This is a genomic window from Paenibacillus sp. S28, from assembly GCF_016624415.1.
GTDB lineage: Bacteria > Bacillota > Bacilli > Paenibacillales > Paenibacillaceae > Paenibacillus_AQ > Paenibacillus_AQ favisporus.
In genome coordinates, this window is sequence record NZ_JACVTM010000060.1 from 1 (window position 1) to 303 (window position 303).

1 tRNA gene is annotated in these 303 nt (G+C 48.2%); it reads left to right on the plus strand.

Annotation, left to right across the window (positions count from 1 at the left end):
• Positions 1-61: 61 nt before the first annotated feature.
• Positions 62-138 (plus strand) — tRNA-Asp (locus IAE55_RS33640).
• Positions 139-303 lie beyond the last annotated feature (165 nt).

Genomic DNA, 303 nt, shown 5'->3' on the forward strand with positions numbered 1-303 from the left:
ACTGACTTGTAATCAGTAGGTTGGGGGTTCAAGTCCTCTCGCCGGCACCATCTAATAATGCGGGACCGTGGTGTAGAGGCCTAACATGCCTGCCTGTCACGCAGGAGACCGCGGGTTCGAATCCCGTCGGTCCCGCCATTATTATTTACTTCATCTATATGCTTGATATAGATTGAAGATGATGTTTGTATAGTGAATTTCCACAGCGTAAAGTGGGAAGATTAAGATCACCCGCTTTATTTTTGCATGTATGGCTCGGTAGCTCAGTCGGTAGAGCAGAGGACTGAAAATCCTCGTGTCGGC